The sequence below is a fragment of the Arthrobacter ipis genome (assembly GCF_014694315.1).
Taxonomy (GTDB): Bacteria; Actinomycetota; Actinomycetes; order Actinomycetales; family Micrococcaceae; genus Arthrobacter; species Arthrobacter ipis.
Genome location: NZ_JAAOXD010000001.1, coordinates 82839 through 103388, shown reverse-complemented (window position 1 = coordinate 103388; position 20550 = coordinate 82839). Strand labels below are relative to the sequence as shown.

The 20550-nt window shown below is 63.8% G+C and carries 16 protein-coding genes; 2 read left to right on the top strand and 14 right to left on the bottom strand.

Features of this window, described 5'->3' with window-relative positions; all coding sequences use genetic code 11:
- Nucleotides 1-108 precede the first annotated feature (108 nt).
- From G9E11_RS00415 to glf, 13 genes are all read right to left on the bottom strand, one after another.
- Nucleotides 109-1350 (bottom strand): lipopolysaccharide biosynthesis protein, encoded by a 1242-nt coding sequence (locus G9E11_RS00415; RefSeq protein WP_190601981.1) that lies wholly within the window; start codon nucleotides 1348-1350, stop codon nucleotides 109-111.
- Nucleotides 1351-1697: 347 nt separating this feature from the next.
- Nucleotides 1698-2009, bottom strand: coding sequence for a DUF2304 domain-containing protein (locus tag G9E11_RS00410; RefSeq protein WP_246468680.1), 312 nt, complete (start codon nucleotides 2007-2009; stop codon nucleotides 1698-1700).
- A 64-nt stretch (nucleotides 2010-2073) separates the two neighbouring features.
- Nucleotides 2074-2739, bottom strand: coding sequence for a glycosyltransferase family 2 protein (locus G9E11_RS00405; RefSeq protein ID WP_311764271.1), 666 nt, complete (start codon nucleotides 2737-2739; stop codon nucleotides 2074-2076).
- Between the two features lie 101 nt (nucleotides 2740-2840).
- A complete protein-coding gene (locus G9E11_RS00400) occupies nucleotides 2841-3968 on the bottom strand; it encodes a glycosyltransferase (protein ID WP_194717736.1) in 1128 nt (375 codons plus the stop codon).
- A 38-nt stretch (nucleotides 3969-4006) separates the two neighbouring features.
- Nucleotides 4007-5002: a Gfo/Idh/MocA family protein gene (locus G9E11_RS00395; protein ID WP_190601975.1), complete on the bottom strand. Its 996-nt coding sequence runs from the start codon at nucleotides 5000-5002 to the stop codon at nucleotides 4007-4009.
- On the bottom strand, nucleotides 5002-6093 hold the full coding sequence (locus G9E11_RS00390; protein WP_190601973.1) for a DegT/DnrJ/EryC1/StrS family aminotransferase: 1092 nt from the start codon (nucleotides 6091-6093) through the stop codon (nucleotides 5002-5004). The genes G9E11_RS00395 and G9E11_RS00390 overlap by 1 nt, the downstream gene beginning before the upstream one ends.
- Nucleotides 6090-6689 carry an acyltransferase gene (locus tag G9E11_RS00385; RefSeq protein ID WP_190601971.1) on the bottom strand — a complete coding sequence of 200 codons (600 nt, stop codon included), beginning with the start codon at nucleotides 6687-6689 and terminating at the stop codon, nucleotides 6090-6092. The genes G9E11_RS00390 and G9E11_RS00385 overlap by 4 nt, the downstream gene beginning before the upstream one ends.
- A 67-nt stretch (nucleotides 6690-6756) precedes the next feature.
- Complete coding sequence (locus G9E11_RS00380) at nucleotides 6757-8046, bottom strand: nucleotide sugar dehydrogenase (RefSeq protein ID WP_190601969.1); 1290 nt, start codon at nucleotides 8044-8046, stop codon at nucleotides 6757-6759.
- A gap of 110 nt (nucleotides 8047-8156) precedes the next feature.
- Complete coding sequence (locus G9E11_RS00375; protein ID WP_190601967.1) at nucleotides 8157-10250, bottom strand: acyltransferase family protein; 2094 nt, start codon at nucleotides 10248-10250, stop codon at nucleotides 8157-8159.
- Nucleotides 10243-10974: an ABC transporter ATP-binding protein gene (locus G9E11_RS00370; RefSeq protein WP_190601965.1), complete on the bottom strand. Its 732-nt coding sequence runs from the start codon at nucleotides 10972-10974 to the stop codon at nucleotides 10243-10245. The genes G9E11_RS00375 and G9E11_RS00370 overlap by 8 nt, the downstream gene beginning before the upstream one ends.
- A 1-nt stretch (nucleotide 10975) precedes the next feature.
- Entirely contained in the window at nucleotides 10976-11854 is an 879-nt protein-coding gene (locus tag G9E11_RS00365; protein WP_190601963.1) for an ABC transporter permease, read from the bottom strand.
- Nucleotides 11851-13857 (bottom strand): glycosyltransferase, encoded by a 2007-nt coding sequence (locus G9E11_RS00360; RefSeq protein WP_414635164.1) that lies wholly within the window; start codon nucleotides 13855-13857, stop codon nucleotides 11851-11853. The genes G9E11_RS00365 and G9E11_RS00360 overlap by 4 nt, the downstream gene beginning before the upstream one ends.
- Nucleotides 13854-15041 (bottom strand): UDP-galactopyranose mutase, encoded by a 1188-nt coding sequence (glf, locus tag G9E11_RS00355; RefSeq protein WP_190601961.1) that lies wholly within the window; start codon nucleotides 15039-15041, stop codon nucleotides 13854-13856. Before glf ends, G9E11_RS00360 begins: the two co-directional genes overlap by 4 nt.
- 191 nt (nucleotides 15042-15232) lie before the next feature.
- On the opposite strand from glf, the gene G9E11_RS00350 reads away from it, so the two are divergent.
- On the top strand, nucleotides 15233-19510 hold the full coding sequence (locus tag G9E11_RS00350; protein ID WP_190601959.1) for an FtsK/SpoIIIE domain-containing protein: 4278 nt from the start codon (nucleotides 15233-15235) through the stop codon (nucleotides 19508-19510).
- On the opposite strand, the gene G9E11_RS00345 is transcribed toward G9E11_RS00350, so the two are convergent.
- A complete protein-coding gene (locus G9E11_RS00345; protein ID WP_414635163.1) occupies nucleotides 19507-20004 on the bottom strand; it encodes a CD99 family protein in 498 nt (165 codons plus the stop codon). The two genes, G9E11_RS00350 and G9E11_RS00345, sit on opposite strands and share 4 nt — an antisense overlap.
- Before the next feature lie 232 nt (nucleotides 20005-20236).
- Here G9E11_RS00345 and G9E11_RS00340 point away from each other — a divergent pair, with 232 nt between their 5' ends.
- Nucleotides 20237-20485: a WhiB family transcriptional regulator gene (locus tag G9E11_RS00340; RefSeq protein WP_003804966.1), complete on the top strand. Its 249-nt coding sequence runs from the start codon at nucleotides 20237-20239 to the stop codon at nucleotides 20483-20485.
- The last annotated feature ends 65 nt before the right edge of the window (nucleotides 20486-20550 follow it).

Here is a 20550-nt window from a genome sequence, read left to right as displayed (position 1 = left end):
TTGCAGGGAGTCCTTGCCGAGGCTGGGATCAGCCACAAACGTACGAGGCCTTACGGGCTCACCAATCAGGCGTGTCACTAACCAGCCGGGGTAGTACACCTAGGCCTCTCAGCTGTTGGCTGTAGTTCCGTCCTGCTCATCCGGGCGGCCATCCGGTTGCACCGGACCCGCCGCCGCGGCAGCTGGTTGCGGGCTAGTCCGGGCAGATCTGATTCGCTGCACGTCCCTCCGGCAGATAAAGCCCCAGATGGCGGTAAAGCCGAGGGCGAGACCAACGCCAGCGATGTCGGGCAAAGATGCAATGTTCGTGAGAGTCAGACCAGCCACAACGAGGGCAATCGCAACAAAGGCCTTGGCGAACAGCAACGACCATTCCTGGCCATCAAGCCGCCAGCAACGGACGATCGATACCGTCGCAGTGACCAAGGTCGCGATCAGGTAGCCGAACGCCACTCCCTTGAGGCCGAGAAGATGGGACAGCGGGAACCACAAAATGACGGCCAAGATAAGCCCGCTCATGGCGGTCAAAGAGACAAACCGGGCTCCGTGTGTGCCCGTCGAGTTGAGTCTGTTGATGCAGGCCACCGGCAAGGTGGTGAACATCACCGCCATCAGCAGGATCGAGAGCAATCCCTTAGCCTCAACGTATTGTTCCCCGAAGAAGAGGTCAACGACTAGCGGACTGGCCAACGACAGGGCGCCGAAAACGGCGACCATGGTCACCACCAGGCCTCGGGTCATCAGGTCTGTCTGGCGTCGAAGGGAGCTGGGGTCCTCCCGGCCCCCTGCCTCTGCCATCGACGGGAAAAGCACCTGGCTGACCGTCCTCGCGAGCATCGTCGCCGGTGTGGCCAGACTGAGGGCGGCTGCGTAGAACCCGGCCTCGAGGTCTGACCCCAAGAAGTGCGCCGCAATCATCGACAGCTGCAGCAAACCTGTACTGGACAGGGTGCCAAGAACGCCGTAACGGACATAGGTGTTCATCTGCCGGACAAGGGACGGGTCCACTTCCCCGGTCGACTTCTGCGGCCAGCAGACTAAGCCATACAGTCCGTAGGCGACGGCCATCGGGAGCAGCAGAACCGGATTCCACTTCAGCAGGAGCACGAGGACCAGCAGTCCGATCGCCAGGACCGACCCGCCGACATCCCACATGGCCGCCCGGGCGATCTGGCCGCCTCCGTACTGGACACCACGGGCGAAGGACCACGATGCGTAGCCGAGCAACAGGACGGCACAGCAGGCCGCTGTCGCCAGGTCGGTCCTCAGTATGAAAAGACAAGTCCCGAAGGCTACTGCTGCCAAGGCAAACGAACTCAGGAGCATCCGGCGGCCGAGATAGTTGGCCACTGCCTGGGCCTGGTCGTCGCGGCCGGCGCCTCTCATCTGCGCTACGAATCTCGTGGCGCCCTGCCCCGCCGAGGTGGGCCAGAGGAGGCTGAGGAGCAAGGCTACGGAGATGGCCGAGTTGACGGTTCCCAAGGCCGCTACCCCGACGAAACGGCCGATGAGTACGCTATAGAGGAACCGGACCAGACCCTGCGCGACACTGCCAGCCAGGGCGAAGGTCCATCTGCTGGAGAAGCTCCTGCTGTCCGCGGCAGTTACATCTGTTCTACGAAAAATTGGCACGTGTGGCCGACAACCTCTCAACTGCAGGTCCCCGCCATCGGGCAGACGGAGGATCAGGTATCGCGCTACAGGCCCTTCGGGCGCTCAAGCTCCGAGTTGACCCAGGGCTTCTCGGCCTCGTCCAAGGCAATGCGCCGAGCCAGCTTGGTGAAAGTCGTTTCCAGATGGCGGAACCGCTGATAGGTGGTGGCCATGAAGACGAGGAAGCTCACAATCAGCGCGTACAGAACAAGGTCCGTTCCACGGCCGATGCCGAAGAAACGGGCAACCTGGGTCAGCACCTCCGGGAAAAACACGGAAAAAGCTGCAACACAAGCGAATAGCACAAGCATTATCCGCCGGATGGCGAGGTGGCGGGCGTTGGATCCGCCCCGCATGAGAGCCAGTGAGACAAGAACCACTGACAGGACAAGAACTACTTGGACAACTATCTGCACAATCTCACCTAAAGAATAGGTCCGCAACGATGTTCACGGAGTTGAGCAGGGACTGCCCCTTGGACCGCGAATAATCGGTGTAGATGATTTCGACCGGATGCTCAACCCACCGCGGGTTGATCGCCGCTATTTGATGTATCAGCTCCGATGCATGGGCCATGCGGTTCTGGGTCAGGTGGATCATTCCGGCCGTCTCGGCGTTGAACGCCCGCAGTCCGTTGTGGGCGTCGGAAAGTTCCAGTCCAGTTGACAGCCTCGACTGGAAAGCGGCGGTCCGCAGGACTACGCGCTTGGCCAGTGACAGCTGCGTGCGGTCATCGAGGAACCGGGAGCCCAGGACAACGTCGGCTTCGCCGGACTTGATCCTCGCAACCATTGCCTTGGCGTCTTCGACCCGGTGCTGCCCGTCGGCGTCGAAAGTCACTATGCAGTCCAGCTCCGGGTCGCTCAGCGCGAACTCTATTCCGGTCTGGAGGGCGGCACCCTGTCCCAGGTTGACCGGGTGCTGCACGACGACGGCGCCGGCCTGGCGGGCGGCTCGTTGGGATCCGTCACTGCTGCCATCGTCAACGCAAACGACGTTGGGAAACTCAGGCAACAGGCCACGAATGACGTTTCCGACGACGGAGGCCTCGTTGTAGACGGGCATGACGATCCAAGTACGACTCACTGATTCAGTATCCCATAGCTAGTTACGGTGATTATCAACGAACAGGTCTCCCCGGACTGGCAGCTGGCGCCAATGAACCGGAGGCGGCGGCCGCAGCCACGCTAGCTGCCTGCTCCGGCAGACTCGAGGACACGCGCTGCGGCCGTCCTGCCCACCGCCCGCAGCGAAAAGTTCTTCTCGGTCCACGCCGAGAGTCGTGAGCGATCGTCGTCGGAGACTGGGCTGGCAATCACGGCCTTCATCGCCACGGCGACACTGGCAGCGTCCCAGCCCGTTGCAACGCCGAGCCTGTTGTCCTCAATGAGCTGGACCATTGGTCCCACCCCGGCGTAGATAGCCGGCGCGCCTGCGGCCAACCCGGCCAAAGACTTGGTGGCGAAGGCGAAGTCATAACCTTTGCCCGGCCGCACTGAGGCCAAGCTGGCAAGAGAGCCCCTGAACCAGGACGCGACCTCCGAGCCCGACGTGGGCGGCCTGAACTCCACCTGCGCACCCAGGGAAGCACTTCGGGCCTTGAGCGCCTCAAGTTCCACACCCTGCCCGAACATCAGAAGCCGCACGTCAGGGTTGTCCTTTGCGATGAGGGCGAAACCGTCGATGAATACTTGGGCACCCTGAATCTCGGACATGGTTCCCGCGTAGACGAAGTACCTGCCCTCGCCGGACCTGGCATCGCCGTCGAGGGTGAAGGTATCCGTGTCCACCCCGGTGCCCACCATGAAGATACCTTGTTTCCTGCCGGTCAGGGCTTCCACCTCCTGACTCACTCCGTCCGATACCGCGAGGATGCCTGCCGCCGATTTGAGGACCGTGCGCTCCATCCACGTGAGCAGCTTCAGGGCGGGCCCGCGAAGACCGATGCCCTTCGCAGCCGAGGATGAGACGTCGGCAGAGAAGTAGACGTAGGGAATTCTGCGAAGGAGGCAAACCGTCTTGACCACGAGTCCGGTCGTGGGAGGCGGTTCAACCACCACGACATCCGGTTTGGGCGACAGAAGGAGCCTGAGGAACAGTGGAACGTCGAAACTGAGGTACTGGATGTATCCCCGGACATTTCCCCCTGCGTCCCGCAGCACCGGCCAACGCCGTACTTCGTAGTCTGCGTCCGTGCCCTTCAGTGCCTTGGGCGGCTTCGTCGTGAGGACTCGCACCTCTGCCCCTTTCGCGGCCAGCCCGTCGGCAAGCGCCTTGAGACGGTAGGCCGCCGCGCCCACTTCGGGTGCAAACAAGCGGCTTGTAATGGTGACGCGTGGAACCCGTCGCCCGGTCACGAACTCGGAACCCTGACCAGCTGCCGGTTGGTGGCGGACTCCAGCACGGCCTCAGCCACGCGGAGCGTGTCCAGGCCTTCGCGCATGGTGACGACGTCGCTGCGCAGTCCGAGGACTGCGTCACGGAAGGCTTCGTGTTCGGTGCGAAGGGGTTCCGGCTTGGCGATGGCGAGCCGGGTGACGTTGCCTTCGGAAACGCCCCGGAACGCGGCCATGGACTCCCACTCCGTCGCCACCGTGCCGTTCTCGAAGAACGTCAGGTCTGCCGTGATGGTGTCAGCCACGAAGGCGCCCTTTTCACCGGTGACGATGGTGAGGCGTTCCTTCATCGGCGAGAGCCAGTTGACCAGGTGGTTGGTGATCACGCCGTTGTCCAGCTGACCTGTCGCGGCGACCATGTCCTCGTGCGGGCGGCCGCTGCGGGTGGTGGTGCGTGCGAAGATCGACTCAAAGCGGCTCTGCGCCAGCCATGCCGTCAGGTCGATGTCGTGGGTGCCGAGGTCCTTGACCACGCCGACGTCGGCGATCCGGGCGGGGAACGGGCCCTGGCGCCGGGTGGCGATCTGGTAGACGTCACCCAGCTCACCGGCTTCGATCCGCTTGCGCAGTGACTGCAGCGCGGGGTTGAAGCGTTCGATGTGTCCCACGGCGCCGACGAGGCCCTTGGCATCGAAGGCGTCGACGAGGCGCTGACCGGCCTCGGCGCTGGAGGCGATCGGCTTCTCCACCAGGGTGTGGACGCCGGCGTCGGCCAGGGCGAGGCCGACTTCCTCGTGCAGGCCGGTGGGGACAGCCACCACAGCCATGTCGATGCCGGCGGCGATAAGCTCCTGGACGGAGGACAGGACATCCAGCTGGCCGGCAACGCCGTGCGGGTCGCCGAAGGAGTCGGCGACGGCGACGAGGTCGACGCCGTCGAGCTCCCGCACCACGCGCGCGTGGTGGCGGCCCATCATGCCCAGGCCGATGAGGCCGACGCGCAGGTTAGCCATCAGGCACCTGCCTGGACGAGTTTGTTGACCGCGGTGACGATGCGGTCCAGGTCGTTCTGGCTCAGGGACGGGTGCACCGGCAGGGAGAGGACTTCCCGGGCAGCGGTTTCCGTGTTCGGCAGGTCTTCGGTGCGGTTGAAGGAGGGCAGGCGGTGGTTGGGAACCGGGTAGTACACGCCGGTGCCAATGTTGTATTCCTCGCGCAGTGCCTTGGCCAGCCCGTCACGGTCCTCCGGCACACGGATCGTGTACTGGTGGTAGACGTGGGACGCGCCCTCGGCGACCTTGGGCGTGCCGACGCCCTGGAGGTTCGCGGTCAGGAAGGCCGCGTTCTGCTGGCGCTTCTCCGTCCAGCCGAGGACCTTCTTGAGCTGGACCCTGCCGATGGAGGCGTGCAGGTCGGTCATCCGGGCGTTGAAGCCCACAAGCTCGTTTTCGTACTGCTTTTCCATGCCCTGGTTCCGCAGCAGGCGCAGGTTCCGCTCCACCGTGCTGTCCGGTGTGGAGACCATGCCGCCCTCGCCTGAGGTCATGTTCTTCGTCGGGTAGAGGCTGAACATGGCGAACTTGCCGAACGTTCCCACCTTCTGGCCCTTGAAGCTGGCACCGTGGGCCTGGGCGGCGTCCTCGTACAGGTCGATGCCACGCTCTTCAGCGAGCTTCCCGAGGCCTTCGACATTGAACGGGTGGCCGTACAGGTGCACGGGCATGATGCCCTTGGTCTTGTCCGTGATCAGCGAGGCAACGTGGTCCACGTCCAGGGTGTAGTGGTCCAGTTCGATGTCGGCAAACACCGGGGTGGCCCCGGTCAGCGCGACGGAGTTGCCGGTGGCGGCAAAGGTGAACGACGGAACAATAACCTCGTCGCCGGCCCCGACACCGGCAGCCAGGAGCCCGAGGTGCAGTCCCGACGTGCCGGAGTTGACGGCAACGGATGAGCGGCCGTCCAGGAGAACCTCGGAAAACTCCTTCTCGAAATCGGCGACCTGCTGGCCCTGGGCCAGCATTCCGGTGGCCAGAACGGCGTCGACGGCGGCCCGCTCGTCGTCGCCGATGATCGGCTTCGCCGCGGGGATAAAGTCGTAGCTCATGCGTTCTCCTCAGACTCTTTCAGGGAATTTCCGTCTTCAATGTATTTGGCGCCGGTAGCGGGGCAAACCCAGAAGCCGCCCTCCTGGCGCAGCGGCTCACCCGCCTTGCCCACCCAGCCAAGACGCCGGGCAGGAACACCAGCCATGAGGGCAAAGGCCGGCACATCCTTGGTGACGACGGCGCCGGCCGCGACGGTGGCCCAGCGCCCCACGGTCAGCGGGGCGACACACACGGCCCGGGCACCGATCGATGCGCCGTCCTCGATGGTCACGCCGACCGGCGTCCAGTCGTGGGCGCTCTTCAGCGAGCCGTCGGGGCTGACCGACCGCGGGTACGTGTCATTGGTCAGGACCACGGCCGGACCGATGAAGACACCCTTGCCGAGCTTGGCCGGCTCGTACACCAGGGCGTAGTTCTGGATCTTGGTGTTCTCGCCGATCTGTACGCCGGTGCCGACGTAAGCGCCGCGTCCCACGATGCAGTTCGCGCCGAGGTTCGCCTGTTCACGCACCTGGGCCAGGTGCCAGACCTTCGTGCCGTCGCCGAGGATTGCCTGGTCCGAAACGTCGGCGCTCGGAGCAATGGTCGTCGTCATACTTTGGTTCCTCTCGAAAAATGCCGGTGCGGGCGGCCCGCAGCGGCAAGGCAGCCGCGAAGCGCTGTCAGGCCTTGCCGATAACGCGGTAAACGACGCCGTCCCACTTGTCGGCGGAGCTCACCCGGCGGCCGTCGATGAAGGCCTTGATGCCAGGCAGGTCAGACGGGGTCAGCGTGCGGTACTCGGCGTGGTCGGCCTGGACGACGGCCGCGTCGACGGGTTCGCCGACGTGGTAGGCGGTGAAGCCGAGCTTTTCCAGTTCGGCATCCGAGTAGAGCGGGTCGTGGACCGTCACCACGGCGCCGCGCTTCTCAAGGCTGGCCACGGCGTCGAAAACGCCGGAGAAGGCCGTCTCCTTGACGCCGCCGCGGTAGGCGGCTCCCAGCACCACCACGCGCGCACCGGTGAGGTCGCCGTAAGCGCCCTCGAGGAGGCCCACCGTGTAGTCGGGCATGTCCGCGTTGGCTGCACGGGCGGCCCGGACCACCGTCGCCTCGGGGTCGTTCCAGAGGTACAGGCGCGGATAGACCGGGATGCAGTGACCGCCGACAGCGATGCCCGGCTGGTGAATGTGACTGTACGGCTGCGAGTTGGAAGCCTCGATGACCTGGTAGATGTCAATGCCCGCGGTTGCCGCGAACCGGGCGAACTGGTTGGCCAGCCCGATGTTCACGTCCCGGTAGGTGGTCTCGGCCAGCTTGGCCAGCTCGGATGCCTCCGCGGACCCTAGGTCCCACACACCGTTGGGCCGGCGAAGGTCGGTACGCTCGTCGAAGTCCAGCACGGCCTCATAGAACGCAACGGCCTCAGCCGCGCCTGCCTCGGACAGGCCGCCCACCAGCTTGGGGTACTTGCGCAGATCCTCGAACACCCGTCCGGTCAGCACGCGTTCCGGGGAGAAGACGAGGTGGAAATCCTTGCCCTCAACCAGCCCGGACCCGGCCTCAAGCGCCGGCTTCCAACGCGTTCGCGTGGTTCCCACGGGAAGGGTTGTCTCATAGGACACCAGGGTGCCCGGGGTCAGGTGCTTGGCAAGTTCGGCAGTGGCGCCGTCCATCCAACCGAAATCAGGCTTGGCGTCCGCGTCGACGAACAGCGGGACCACCAGCACCACGGCATCAGCGCCGGGAACAGCCTCGGCATAGTCGGTAGTGGCACGGAGCTTGCCGGCCGGCACCAGTTCGGAGAGCTTCTCCTGCAGGTGCGCCTCGCCCGGAAACGGCTCGGTCCCCGCGTTGATAAGCTCCACCACCTGCTGGTTGACGTCGACGCCGACAACCTCATGGCCCTTGGACGCAAACTGGACGGCCAGCGGCAGCCCGATTTTCCCCAAAGCAATTACAGCAATCTTCACGAATACGTCGCCTTCTCTATAATTTGGTGTTTGTGCGCCCCAACGGGCGCAGGAGTTCTTGGTCTAGCCTAGCGAGTTTCTGGCGCACGCCCGTATTCAGTCGTCCACCGCTACAACTTCAGCGCACGCTTCAATGGGCCGCTCAGTGTGCGGGCAAAGGTGGCAGTTAGATGGTTGTCGCGGTAAACTAGGACGTTGCCGATCACTGGGGGACAACTCCCGTTCCTGCAAAAATAATTACCCAGATCCACAACGCCCAGTCCGCCAACCTCTTGGGCGGCAACCCGAAGGGGGTCCGTTTGAGCCCGGTCCGGCTCGTCAGGAACCGAGCAGTTCGGCGCGGCAGGCCCGTTCCTCTCAACACAGTCCGGGACAGAGAAAGCCGGAAATGGCGAATCCGAAATCACTGAAACTTTGATGCCTGCCTCGATCAGGGGCCGCAGCATCTCTTGATAACCGGAAACTAGCTCACGATCATTCTTCCACTCCCATCCGAGGGCAGATTTATAACCCGCCGGGGTCATGCCGGCCACCACAACCATGTCTGGTTTCATGCGCAGCAGCTTCCGGAGAGACTGACGGTTCTGCTCCGGGCAGTTGCTGAAGACCGTATCCTTGGACGCTGGCGGAGCCGCCGTAAAAGGACAGCCGTTCCGCACCATGGCCCGGACCTTCCAACCGTTCTTCTCTCCTATGGACGCCAAGGGGTCGACGTACTGGCTGGCATGGGAATCACCGATAATCGCGAGCGTACGCTGGGCTTCTAAATCCCCGTATGTGCAGCCGGTGTCCGGCGACTTGACCGGATCGTAGACGTTGCAACCGTCTTTGTTGGTCAGCGGTACATCCTTAGTGGCAACCGCCGGGTCAGGAACCACCGCCTTCTGCTGCGGAACATGGGCAGGCCGACCCGGGTCGAAGGCAAGCGCACCGGGATAATCCGCATCGGAGATCTCGTAGTTGAGCGACGCGGACTTTGCCTCCACGACCCCCCATGGAGCCGCCGCCGTGAGGCAGGTCGTGGCTATCAGAGACACACCCAGAGCGTAGTCCCTTAGTGTGCGGGGCCTTGCCCGGAACCGGCGGCCCTCTGCAGGCCTCACTCGCTTGGCCTGCCTGAAGGGCTGTTCCACGAAGCGATAGGACAGCACGGCCAGCAGCACGCTCGCGCCAGCCAGCAGGGCGGCCGTGGCAAGATTCGGAGTCCTGCCCGCCAGGTAGACATAGAAGACGATCAGTGGCCAGTGCCACAGGTAAAGCGAATACGAGATGTCACCGAGGTACTTCATCGGGGCCACGCTCAAATATGTGGCTGGGTGCAAAACCGATACCTCGCCTTGCCGGGGAGAACCAGCCGGCGCCGGGGCGCTCATGAGAACGAGCGCGGCACCCGTGACAGGCAGCAGCGCCACCAAGCCGGGAAATTCCATCTGCGTGGAGTAGAGGATTGCCGCCGACAGGATCATCGCCAGTCCCAGCCACGCCAGAACAGCTCCTGTGCGGACTCCGGGACGAAAGACCGGAAGCAGCAGTGCACCCAGCCCACCCAAGCCGATTTCCCACATTCGCGTCGTGGTGGCGAAGTAGGCCACGTCATGATTCGACGCCGTGAAAAGAACGGAATGGATGAGGGAGGCACAGACCATCAAGCCCAGTAGGTAAGCGCAGCAACGTCTGACCGGGATCCTACTGCGGCGGGCCACCAGTCCGGCTCCAACCAAGAGCAAGGGAATGATGATGTAGAACTGCTCTTCAACGGCGAGAGACCAAAAATGCTGCACGGGCGAGACGAGTGCATTGGCCGACTCGTAACTCACGGAACTGAACGCTTGGTTCCAGTTTTGAATCTGGATCGCCGACATCACGACGTCAAGAGCGATCGACTGCCAGCGGTGCTGGGGCATCAGCAGGACGGCCCCGACCATGGTGGCTAGAAGAACGGCTGTCGAGGCAGGGAGCAGGCGCCGGATGCGGCGGGCATAGAAGGCCAGCATACCGATGCGGCCGTGTTCGCTGATTTCACGGACAAGCGAACCGACAATCAGAAACCCTGAGATAACGAAAAAGACGTCGACGCCGACGAACCCGCCCGGCAACAAGTCAGGCCGCAGATGGTAGGCAATAACGATTCCAACCGACAGGGTCCGAAGGCCTTGAATGTCCGCCCTCTGGCCAGCCGTGCCCGTAGTTGGTCCTCTAGACATGGCCACGCAGCTTGGCGATGCCTTCCGAAATCGGACCGTCGAAAGTGATGTTCCCATGCTCCAGCAGCACACCCCGGTCGCAAATCGTGGAAACCAAATCCAAGTCGTGGCTCACGACCACGAGTGTCTTTCCTTCCGCTGCCAGCTGCTGAATCTTCTCGATGCACTTCCTTTGAAAAGGCTCATCGCCAACCGCGAGAATCTCGTCAACAAGGAAAACCTCGGGATCGGTGTGCACCGCCACGGAGAACGCCAGCCGGAGGTACATGCCGGAAGAATAGAACTTCACCTCCGTGTCGATGAACTTCTCGATCTCTGCGAACTCGATGATGGAGGCGAACCGCTCGTCGATGTCCGCCTCCGACATTCCGAGGATTGCACCATTGAGGTAAACGTTGTCCCGGCCGGAAAGGTCGGGATGGAATCCAGCCCCGACCTCAATCAGTCCCGCCACCCTGCCACGGGTGCGGACGCTGCCGTCGTCCGGCACGAGAACGCCCGATATATGTTTGAGCAACGTTGACTTGCCCGAGCCGTTGAGCCCCAGGAGCGCGACTGCCTCACCCGCGCCAACCTCCAGGGACACGTTATGGAGGGCATGGAACTTCTCGGACAGGTCGCCCTTCCGTCCCTTCAAAAGCCACACAATGGCCTCTTTGATGGAGCGTGTGTGGCGGAGCACAAACTGCTTGTTGATGTTCTTGACTTCGATGGCTGTGGTCAACTCAAAGCTCCTGAGCGAAGCGGCCCTCAAGCCGGCGAAATGTGATCTGGCCCAAAAGCAGCACCGCAGCCGAAACCAGCAACGCGTAGGGCAGCCACACTGACATCAGATTCTCTGGCAATTCGAAACTGCCATCAGTCGTCGGCACCCAGAAGGCAAAGTGGAACAGTTCCACTCCCACAGTGATCGGGTTCAACTGGTAGACGCCGAACCAGAACTGACCGAGCTTATCGACCACCATGGTCCAGGCGTACATCACCGGCGAGGCCCACGTGGCAACCATGAGGAGCATGTCCACGAAGTTTTCGGAGTCCCGGAAGTAGACATTGATGGCTCCGAAAAGCAATCCCAGCCCAGTGGCAAGCAGTGCCACCACCACAAACCCGCCAGCAGCCGCGGCCAACTGCAAGGCCGATGGTTGCCATCCTGCGAAGAGGCAGGCTGCCAACAGGATGACCAGCTGCGGAAAAAAGTGCACTGCCGAGACCCACACTGAGGCAACAGGGAAAAGCTCCCGCGGAAGATAGATCTTCTTGATCAATCCTCCGTTGTTGACAATAGACCGCGACGCGTTACCGAGCGCCTCGGAAAAAAAGTTGATCAGCACGATGCCCGAGAACAAATAGATCGCGTAGTTGGGCAGGCCGTCCGGATTCCGGGGGCTGTTTTCCAATCCGAGAAAGACTCCGAGGGCAATGTAGAACACCAGGAACTGCATCCCCGGCTTGACGTAGGACCACATCAAGCCAAGGACCGAGCCCCTGTATCTGACCTTCAGTTCCTTGCGGACCAGGAGGTGCAGCAGGAAGCGCGTACGAAATACTTCCGTCAAGCCGCCGCCGACGCCGGGGCGGGTAAGCTCGTCGACGCTACTGCTCATTGTCCACTTTCGCTGTGGCGCTCAAACGTCTTCTTCCACGCCTCAAAAGAGGAGATCTCCTTCGCTGCCGCTTTGTATTCGGCGCTCAGCTTGTGCCAGTCCTTCAGCAGCATGGCGTGCAGCCGGGCACTCTCGGCCAGCATCCTGCGCAGCTGCTGCGGGTTGCGCTTGTACCAGGACGCACCGGTGCCTTCGGCGTTGGACACGACGGCAGAGTCGTACTGGGACATCCGCCACCACCGGTTGTCCTGATGCGCGATGTTCGCCTGCGGACGGTTAACGCTCGACGGCGCCACGGGCTGAACCAGCTGCCGCACCACAGTCTTCGCCGCCAGGGGGATCAGCCCAAGCTTCGACGGCTGCCGGACGCCATGCCCGTGCTTCGGAGGCTTGTCCAGTTTGGGGGCCGGGTAGGAATCCGGGTCTGGGGATATGACCGAGTCCGGGTACTCCTTCATCATGTTCCGGATTTCAGGCAGCTTGCTCGGAAGCAGGTCATGAAGCCCGCCCGGGCCGCGCAGCAGGTCAGTCAGTGCCATACGGCGACCCTCGGCAGTGGCGTACTGCATCGACACCAAGTGCTTGATGTCGGCGTACTGGGACTCCCGCACCACGCGCCCACCGAATTCGTAGGGGCTGTGGATAAGAGCCGCAATGAAGCGGTTGCGGGCATGGAAGTATGCCTGCCAGCCAACCAGGTCATCCTTATCGATCCAGGACACGTGCCACACCGCGGCACCGGGGAACGACACCGTCGGGTACCCGTGCTCCTTGGCGCGCAGCCCGTATTCGGCGTCGTCCCACTTGATGAAGACAGGCAGGGAAAGCCCGATTTCCTTGATCACCTTGGTCGGGATCAGGCACATCCACCAGCCGTTGTAATCCACATCGCACCGGCGGTGCAGCCAGGAGGACTCACGCAGGTTGGATGACAGGAAGTCATGTCCCAGCGTCATGTCCTCGCTCGGCAGGTCCGGCTGGAAGCGGTACGGATTGACGATTTCACCGAACGTGTGCAGCACGGTCCGGTTGTACAGGTCGAACATGTGGCCGCCGACGATCGTTGGGGTCTTGCACATGTCAGCGAAAGTCAGGAGACGGGAAATGCTTTCCGGCTCGACGACGACGTCGTCGTCCATGAGCAGCGCGTAATCACTTCCGTTGTTCACCGCTTCGTACATGCCCCTGGCAAAGCCGCCGGATCCGCCGAGATTGTCCTGGTTGATGATCCGCAGTTTGCCTTCGAGGGCCGCTGCTACGTCGGCAAACCCCTCGGCGTCAGCTACCTTCTGCGTTCCCTGGTCGACGATGATCAATTCCTTGACGTGTTGCAAGGCCTCCGGCGCGTCCGCAAGGATCCGCAGGTTGTTGATGCAGAAATCGACCTTGTTTAGCGTCGTGATTTCAAGCGTGATCGATCCCGGAGTGTGTTCCTCCCCTTCGCCGAGCCAATTGGCTTCGGTGAGGACCAGTTCCTTTGAACCGGCGACGAGATCGAACCAGTACCAGCCGCCGTCGCCGAACGGTGCCAGCGACAAGTCGAACGTATTAGTGGTGGCTCCGTTAACATGGCGGGAATCGACTCGCTGCAGCGCACCGCGCGCATTGGACTTGTATACAATCACCGAGCCCGTACCCCGGGTAGCGACCGACAGCCGGACGCTCTTCAAGTGAGTCCAGCGCCGCCAGTAGCTGGCCGGGAACGCGTTGAAATAGGTCCCGAACGAGACGCGCTCGCCCGGCCGGACCGACGTGGAGTGCCTCGTGAGGAAGTCCTCTACGTGCACTTCCTTGCTCGGCGTACCGCCAGCGGGAGTCGCGGACTTGCCGCCGGCTTCGATATTCGACGTCGGCAGCTGCTTACCGGTGGCGTTGCCCGTATCGATGTACAAGGGCGCCGTGTCCATCTGGCTTTGATTTGGAAGGATGACCCTCTGTAGGGTGCGCCAGGTCTGGCTGCCCTCCCCAGACTGCCGGGACTCAGTACTGATGGTCAGGCTCACGCGTCCACTCCTCCGCTTTCCAGCATCTTCCCGTCCTCGAAATGGGGACGAATCTTGTTGTCGAACATCGTCAGGGCCGATCCAATGGCCATATGCATGTCAAGGTACTTGTAGGTTCCCAGGCGTCCTCCGAAAAGAACGTTCTGCTCGGCTGCCGCCAAATCCCGGTACTTCAGGAGGCGTTCGCGGTCTGCTGCCGTGTTGATCGGGTAGTAGGGTTCGTCACCCTTCTCGGCGGCACGGGAGAACTCACGCATGATGACGGTTTTCTCGGCCTGGTAGTCGCGTTCCGGGTGGAAGTGGCGGGGCTCGATGATGCGTGTGTAGGGCACATCGGCGTCGTTGTAGTTGACCACTGAAGTGCCCTGGAAATCGCCGACGTCGAGCACTTCTTCCTCGAAGTCGATGGTGCGCCAGGACAGATCGCCCTCAGCGTAGTCGAAATAGCGATCGACCGGTCCGGTGTAGACCACCGGGATGCTGCCGACCACTTTGCCCTTGCTGTATTCGTGTGACTCGTCGAAGAAGTCCGTGTTGAGGCGGACCTCGATGTTCGGGTGCTCGGCCATCTTTTCGATCCAGGCCGTGTAGCCGTTGGCCGGCAGACCCTCGTACTTGTCGTTGAAGTACCGGTTGTCGTAGTTGTACCGGACAGGAAGGCGGGAGATGATGCCCGCGGGCAGGTCCTTGGGATCCGTCTGCCACTGTTTGCCGGTGTAGTGCTTGATGAAGGCTTCGTAAAGCGGACGCCCAATGAGCTGAATGCCCTTGTCGTTCAGGTTCTGGGGATCCGTGCCGGCAAGTTCCCCGGCCTGTTCCTGGATGAGTTCCTTCGCCTCTCCCGGCGTCAGGTTGGCGCGGAAGAACTGGTTGATCGTTGCCAGGTTGATTGGCAGGGAGAAAACCTCCCCGCTGTGCACGCCATAGACCTTGTGCACGTAGTTTGTGAAGGCGGTGAAGCGGTTGACGTACTCCCAGACGCGCTCGTTCGACGTGTGGAACAGGTGCGCGCCGTAGCGGTGAACCTCGATCCCGGTCTGCTCTTCCTTCTCGCTGTAGGCATTGCCCCCGATGTGGTGGCGGCGGTCGAGGACGACTACCTTCAAGCCCAGCTCACTGGCGGCCTGTTCTGCGATCGTCAGGCCAAAGAAGCCTGATCCTACGATGACGAGGTCAGCAGTCACTAAATCTCCTGTTTCGAATTCGGGCAGCCCAATGTTGTGCATTGTCTGCTGACCTAGCCTACCCGAGTCTCCCCCGACGGCAGTGATCGCAGCCTTGGCAGGGGTTTATCCACATACACCAATATGCAGGATCGGCTCGCTGTGATGAGGGCTAGCGTTTCCTCCAAAAGGCTCCGGAAAGGCGGACACGAATGGAACTGCAGTGCACGCTCGTGCGTGCTCCCGGGTCCCTATCCCAAGGCGGGCCGGTCGAGCTGACGGTGTCGGCTCCGGACGGGTGCCCAGGGTCCGATCTGGAAGCCGAGCTCTCGCGTCGCTTCCAGACCGGCAGGCTATCGGTGGAGGGCACGCTGCTGGGCGTGTTGACCGTCGGCAGAAGCCCCCTCATTAACGGGGCTGTTCTGGTGGATGGTCCTTCCACCAGTGGCGGGTCCGACACCGCCGTGTCCGGGGCCGGACCGGCCGGCGAACCTCCCGCTGCCATGCTCCTCGTGGTGGACAGCGGCCCCGCTGCAGGCTCTGTACTTCCGTTGCGGCGGGGAAACTACAGAATCGGCCGGACCAACGCCGAACTGACGATTCCGGATGCCGATCTCTCCCGCGAGCACGCCCGACTCGAGGTTACGGATAAGTCACTGACCCTTGTGGACCTTGGCAGCATTAACGGAACCGATGTTGACGGCAAACAGGTGTCAAAAGCAGCCGTCGCGATCGGTTCCCGTATTCGCTGCGGCAATTCGTCCATGTCGGTCGTGTTGGCTGCGCCGTCAGGGGCACGGGACGCCGAGCTTGGGTTCGCTGGGAGCTCTGTGGCCGAGCCGCTGACCGTGCCACACCCGGCCGTGCCGGCGGGCCGGTCCATGCTGCTCCTCGGGGCGGTTCTCCCTGTGATCATAGGTGTGGGGCTGGTGCTGGCGACGGGGTCGTGGATGTTTCTGGCCTTCACCGCGGTGTCGGCAGTGTCTCTACTAGTCCCGGTGCTCTCGGGCGTCCGGCAGCGCCGCGAGCTCAGATCGGCAGTCGCGGCGGCGGTTGCGAAGGATCTGGACCGACGACGACGGTCCGCACCGTCCGCTGCTGATCTTGCACTGAGCGCTGCGGTTCGCGCGCGGTGCCCTGTCCGCACCGGCCGGAGTGCCGAACGGGAGAAATCAAAGTACAAGGAAGCGCCAGGGCCTGCGCCGGGCGCCTGGCTCAGGCTCGGCTTGGCTGACCAACTGGCCAACATACGCCTCGAGCCGAACCAGCCGGGCTTCAAACCCCCTGGGCTCGGGGCGGTGCCGCTGGTCCTTGATCCTGGCTTTGTGGTCCTTTCCGTCCGGGGACCAGAGCCCGAGGTACATGGTCTGGTCCATTCGTTCCTGATGCAGCTCACGGGATATCCGCTGGCCAGCGGCACCCGGATCGCGATTCATGGACCGGCTTCTTCCCTACCGCTCGCGGCGCGGTTCCTTCCCGACGTCTCACTCCATTCAAGGATCCCTGACACCCTGGCGGCCGTGACGGACACGTCCGGCGGACAGGATGCGTCCCGCATTCTCCTGCTCTTCGGCGAAGCAGCGGACGGCACCCCGGAGGCCGGCATCATCGAAACTGCCCGCGGTCTCGGCTGGCGGGTGGTCCATCTGCCGGGCCCGGGACAGCAGCCGGCGGAAACCGACATTGAACTTGGCGAGCGCGGAGGCATGCTTCGGACGCAGACCAGGGAACACCGCTTCGTTGCAGACCTGGTGCCCTCCGGCGTTTTCGACCGCTACTGCCGGACATACCGCCGGTCCCTCCCTGAGATGCCGGCTGAGGGACACCCCCTCCCGGCGAGCTGCGGGCTGGGCGATGTTCTTGACCTGTCGGCTCCTGCAACCGCCAAACGCTGGGCGGCAGGCAAGCTGGAGCCGGGACTCACCATCCCCCTGGGCAGCACCGACCGGGGAGTGCGTGTCCTGGATCTTGAGGCGGATGGCCCGCACGTCCTCGTTGCGGGCACCACCGGTGCCGGAAAATCGGAACTGCTTCGCACGATTACCGCCGGGCTCGCCCTGTGCTACCCGCCGGACCGCGTCAATGTTCTCTTCTTCGACTTCAAGGGCGGGTCCGGACTCAGTCCGCTGACTGGCATCCCCCACTGCGTCGGCATGCTGACGGATTTGGCCAGCAACCAGCTGGAGCGCACGATTGTGTCCCTGCGGGCAGAAGTCCGTCGGCGCGAGCAGCTGCTAGCCGCAGCCAGCGCCCCGGACCTGGCCGCCTATCGCATGGCGCCTGCGGGCGGACCGCCCCTCCCCCAGCTCATCCTCATCATCGATGAGTTCCGGATGCTCGTCGAGGACGCTCCGGAGACCCTGACCGAGCTGATGAGGATTGCTGCCATTGGCCGCTCCCTGGGCATCCACCTGATCATGGCGACCCAGCGCCCGCAGGGGGCTCTCACTGCGGACATCCGGGCGAACGTTACTACCAGCATCGCCCTTCGGATGCAGTCCGCGCACGAGTCAGCCGATGTGATCGGCACCAATGCGGCATCGGCCATTCCCGTCAACCGGCCCGGCCGCGCCTACCTGGCCAGGGGTACCGAAACTGCTGAGGAGTTCCAGTCAGCATCAATTGCCAGCACCGGCGAGGAACCTGCAGCTTGCCCGGTCAGGGTGCTTGAGGCAACCGCAGCGCTGGCGATGCTGCCTTCAGTCACCGGCAGCAGCCTTCCGCCCACAACCCCGTCGGACGCCGCCAGGCCTGTGGTGGAGCTGACTGCCTCCCTATGGGCCGGAATGGGGGGTTCTCCGGTGCGCCGTCCGCTGGCTCCGCCGCTTCCGGACGTACTGACCGATCCCGCCCATCTGGCCGCACTCACCGCAGATGGCCTCGTCCTTGCGGAAGCCGTCCCTGCAGACGGCGTCCCTGCAGGCGCGGTCCCGGCAGACGCCGTCCCTGCGGGCGCCGTCCCTTCAGGCACCGTCCCTTCAGGCACCGTCGCTTCAGCCACCGTCCGGGGTACTGCCGGCGATTTGGCCGTCGGGCTGGGGTTGCTGGACCTGCCCGAGGAGCAGCGGCTGGCCGGTCTCACCTGGCGGCCCGGAACCGATGGGCATCTGGCACTGATCGGCGCAGGATCCCCGGACGCCGCCCACGCCATGTCAATGGCGATGCAACAGCTGCTGGCCCATCCGACGGAATGCCACCTCTATGCCCTCGATGCGGACGGGTCCTTGGCGGGAATAGCGGGCGCGCACCGCGCTGGGTCCTTTGTGAACCTCGACGACCTCCGCCGCGGTGTGCGCCTCCTGGAGCGCCTGGCGGGCGAGGCGTCCGGGCGGCTCAGCCGGCTCCCGGCAACCTTCGGGCCGCCGCTGGTACTGGCCATTTCAGGCTGGGGCTCCTGGCTGTCGGCCCTCCGCTCCGGTCCTCCGACCCGCGCCGAGGACCATGTCCAGGACATCGTCCGGGACGGCCACCGTGCCGGAATCACCGTGGTGATCTCCGGCGACCGGGAACTCGTGACGTCGCGGTTCTTACCGGCAATCCCCAACCGCATCTACTGCCCGCGGCGCGCCAGCGCCGAGAGCAGGCTGGCGTGGCCCAAGATGCCCGACCTTCCTCCAGTTCCGGGCCGGGCCGTGGCATCCTGGGCTTTGTCGGCGGGGCGCCAGGCGGTCTGCCAGCTCTATGTCCCAGCAGGTCGACGTGCCGGTTCCGGAACTGTCATTGCCCTCGGCGAAGCGATGCAGGGGCCGGTGCGGGTCAGGCCCTTCCGCGTGGATGCCCTTCCCGTGCAGCTCTCTGTGGCGGACGTACTCTCCCGGATGCCCAGAGGGGATCGAGCTTCAGGCGACGCTGCTTTCGATGGGCCTGCTTCAGACGTCCCTCTGCACGGACCAGATCCCGCAGCGGCCCACCCGGTGCGTAGAGCCGCCCGGTGCCTGGTGATTGGCGTGGGCGGGGACGAACCCGCCCCTGCCTGGGTGCGCCTGCCGGGAGGCGCCGTCCTTGCCGTGCTGGGCAGCGCGGGTTCGGGCAAGTCCTCGTTCCTGGCTTCCCTGCCGGTGCTCAATCCCTTGGCGGCCGGCTGGCCGCACCCCGGCAGGGGGTCCGGTTCCGGCGACTTTTGGGCTGCGGTCCACCGTGACGCCGTAGAAGGAAGCCTGCCAAGGGACGCCATACTCCTCGTCGATGATGCCGACATGCTGCCTGCCATTTCCCAGCAGCAACTGGTGGAGCTGAACAGTCGCGGCTGGGCGATAGTTTTCTCAGCCGCGTTCGGCCAGTCACTGATGCAGCGTGTCCCGCTCGCCATGGCAGCCCGCAGTGGCGGCAGGGGCGTCCTCATTGCGCCCCGCAGTCCGCTGGATGGCGACATCTTCGGCTTACGGATTGACCCGGAGCCCCATCCCCCGCCAGGACGCGCCCTGCTCGTGGCGGACGGCACGGCGGTGCCCGTCCAACTGGCGGTGGCCGACCAAGTCAGGAGGCGTTAGAGTGCCGGCGGAGCGGAAGCGGCGCGGGAGGCGAAGCGGATCACGCGCTTGTCGAACAGCAGGACGATGGCAGTGGCGGCCGGGATCAGCATCGCGGCGCCGGCCACCGGGAATCCGCCGGTGAGCGTGGGGAAGCCAATGGTCAGCACGAACAGTTGGGCCACCAGCGCACCGGCCCTCGGCCAGCGGAAGCCCCGGAACAGGAACACGGCAACGGCATACAGCCATGACGCAAAAGCCAGGAGCAGGCCGAGCGTGAAAATGGCACCCCAAAACGACATGACAGGCGCACCGCTGGCCAGCTGGAAACCGTACCAGGCTGCTGCGCCCAGCAGGGCCGTGGCCTCCGCTGCCACGATCCCAGAGATCACGGCGACGGCTCGGGGACGGACGGGGCTCGAACGGCCCCTTCCCGCGGAGGCTTGGTCCTCCGGCAGTCCGCCGTCTCCGGCGTCAGCGAACGGGCCGGACGGCTCTTCTGGGGGTCTTGACACACTGGCACACTACCCGAGATAGTCGACTCACGGCGGGAAAGCCCGCTGATGTGATGCATCGCTCACGTTTCTTGGGGATTTCGTGGTCCACTACCCCTTGTTTACACAGCGTTAACATGAAACGCTTGATCCAGATGACCAAGGGGGCCCTCCAGGGCCCCTTTCCTATGTAAGCCCTAGTGAATATTTTCACAAGGGTATTGACTTCCCAGGAATGGAGTGACTGATCAGCATGGATTGGCGTAACCGCGCGGCCTGCCTCGACAAGGACCCGGAGCTGTTTTTCCCCGTGGGCAATACTGGCCCAGCGCTTTTGCAGATCGAAGAAGCCAAGAGCGTCTGCCGCCGGTGCCCGGTCGTTGACACCTGCCTGCAGTGGGCGCTGGAGTCCGGACAGGACGCCGGCGTGTGGGGCGGCATGAGCGAGGACGAGCGGCGCGCACTGAAGCGCCGCGCCGCCAGGGCCCGCCGCGCGTCCTAACGCGCTCCACAGCAACGAAGGCACCCGGGCAAAAGCTCCACAGGAAAAGGCGACGGCCGCGGACC

What these genes read in the sequence shown, in the direction of transcription:
- G9E11_RS00410 (WP_246468680.1), bottom strand. Translation starts at nt 2,009, where the DNA reads ATGCGGGGCGGATCCAACGCCCGCCACCTCGCCATCCGGCGGATAATG.
- G9E11_RS00395 (WP_190601975.1), bottom strand. Translation starts at nt 5,002, where the DNA reads ATGGCTAACCTGCGCGTCGGCCTCATCGGCCTGGGCATGATGGGCCGC.
- G9E11_RS00390 (WP_190601973.1), bottom strand. Translation starts at nt 6,093, where the DNA reads ATGAGCTACGACTTTATCCCCGCGGCGAAGCCGATCATCGGCGACGAC.
- G9E11_RS00385 (WP_190601971.1), bottom strand. Translation starts at nt 6,689, where the DNA reads ATGACGACGACCATTGCTCCGAGCGCCGACGTTTCGGACCAGGCAATC.
- G9E11_RS00375 (WP_190601967.1), bottom strand. Translation starts at nt 10,250, where the DNA reads ATGTCTAGAGGACCAACTACGGGCACGGCTGGCCAGAGGGCGGACATT.
- G9E11_RS00365 (WP_190601963.1), bottom strand. Translation starts at nt 11,854, where the DNA reads ATGAGCAGTAGCGTCGACGAGCTTACCCGCCCCGGCGTCGGCGGCGGC.
- G9E11_RS00350 (WP_190601959.1), top strand. Translation starts at nt 15,233, where the DNA reads ATGGAACTGCAGTGCACGCTCGTGCGTGCTCCCGGGTCCCTATCCCAA.
- G9E11_RS00340 (WP_003804966.1), top strand. Translation starts at nt 20,237, where the DNA reads ATGGATTGGCGTAACCGCGCGGCCTGCCTCGACAAGGACCCGGAGCTG.